This window comes from Massilia sp. 01N417 (assembly GCF_056399645.1).
This window is the reverse complement of record NZ_JBFTRS010000053.1, coordinates 1-1,721: the sequence shown is the minus strand read 5'-3', so window position 1 is coordinate 1,721 and position 1,721 is coordinate 1. Positions and strand designations below refer to the sequence as shown.

Here is a 1,721-nt window from a genome sequence, read left to right as displayed (position 1 = left end):
GCGTCGACCTTGTGCGCGCCGAACGCGGCTTCCATCGCCGCACGGTCGCGGATGTCGGCCTCGACGAATTCGAAAGCCTTCCCCGTGATGCGAGTCACCCGTTCCTGCACGGAACGGTTGGCGTTGGACAGGTTGTCGACCACCACCACCTCGTGGCCTGCGTTCTGCAGTTCAACCACGGTGTGCGAACCGATATAACCCATGCCGCCGGTAACCAGAATCTTCATCAATCCATTTCTTTCATAAATACATTTGTGACACTTCTGTGAGTATGTACAAGGCATAGAGAATAGGCAGATTTCCCCCACACTTTTCGAAAATTATTCCTTCTGAGGATTGCGCTAATTGTATCGTGAATGGCTGCTACACTCACGACCGATCGCGAACCTAGGGCCTGACTGAGTATGAATCGCCCCGGGTTTTGTAGAGGCTCCAATGTTTGAGAGAATGGAGCCATGAAGAAGCAACCGAAGTATTCCCCCGAAGTCATCGAGCGCGCCGTGCGCATGGTCAGCGAAGCTGGCAGCGAGTATCCGTCGCAGTGGGCAGCAATCACATCCATCGCGGCCAAGATCGGCTGTACGCCTGAAACTCTTCGTCGTTGGATACGCCAGCAAGAAACCGATACAGGCCAGCGTCCTGGCGCCACCACTGCCGAGCAGGAGCGCATGAAGGCATTAGAGCGAGAGAATCGGGAGCTGCGCAAGGCCAACGAGATCCTGCGCTTGGCGAGCGCTTTTTTCGCCCAAGCGGAGCTCGACCGCCGCTTCAAATCGTAAGAGCGTTCATCGACGAGCATCGCCATGCCTACGGCGTCGAGCCGATTTGCAGTGTCATGCAGGTCGCGCCGTCGGGCTACTGGCGTTACGCAGCGCGACAGCGTAACCCAGCACTGCAGTGTGCACGGGCGCAGCGCGATGAGGTACTGAGCGTCGAGATCGAGCGTGTCTGGCAGGCGAACTTGCAGGTCTACGGCGTCGACAAGGTTTGGCGCCAGCTAAAACGTGAAGGTACTGACGTGGCCCGCTGCACCGTGGAGCGCCTGATGCGTCGCGCCGGCCTGCGCGGCGTCATGCGTGGTAAGGTGGTGCGAACCACCGTCCCCGATACGAAAGCGCCGTGTCCGCTCGACCGGGTCAACCGTCAATTCAAGGCGTAGCGGCCAAACCAGCTGTGGGTATCGGATTTCACGTACGTCTCCACATGGCAGGGTTTCGTCTACGTGGCTTTCGTTATCGACGTCTTCGCACGCCGCATCGTGGGCTGGCGAGTCAGCAGCTCGATGCGGACCGACTTCGTGCTCGACGCCTTGGAACAGGCGCTGTACGACCGTCAGCCTGAGCGCAGCGATGCTCTGGTGCACCACAGCGACAGGGGCTCTCAATACGTCAGCATTCGGTACAGCGAACGGCTTGCAGAGGCTGGCGTGGAACCTTCCGTGGGCAGTAAGGGGGACAGTYACGATAATGCCCTGGCCGAGACCATCAACGGTTTGTACAAGGCTGAGCTGATCCATCGCCGCGCTCCCTGCAAGACACGCGAGGCCGTCGAGCTGGCGACCTTGGAATGGGTGGCCTGGTTCAATCATCACCGCCTGCTGGAACCACTTGGCTATATACCGCCGGCGGAAGCTGAGGCAAACTATTACGCGCAGTTGAGCTGTCAAGCCATCCCGGCCTGACTCACATAAACCGGCCTCCACGAAAACCGGGGCGATTCAG

The 1,721-nt window shown here is 59.1% G+C and carries 1 protein-coding gene, 1 pseudogene and 1 other annotated feature; of the genes and pseudogenes, one reads left to right on the top strand and one right to left on the bottom strand.

What is annotated here, in order from left to right; all coding sequences use genetic code 11:
- Positions 1–227 (bottom strand): SDR family NAD(P)-dependent oxidoreductase (locus AC1DOQ_RS26845; RefSeq protein WP_477371428.1); only part of this gene is annotated, 227 nt, incomplete at its 3' end.
- Positions 228–455: 228 nt separating this feature from the next.
- On the opposite strand from AC1DOQ_RS26845, the pseudogene AC1DOQ_RS26840 reads away from it, so the two are divergent.
- Positions 456–1,681 (top strand): annotated as a pseudogene (locus AC1DOQ_RS26840) (IS3 family transposase).
- Positions 734–850 (top strand) — a sequence feature (AL1L pseudoknot). Its footprint overlaps the pseudogene before it by 117 nt.
- Positions 1,682–1,721: the final 40 nt, after the last annotated feature.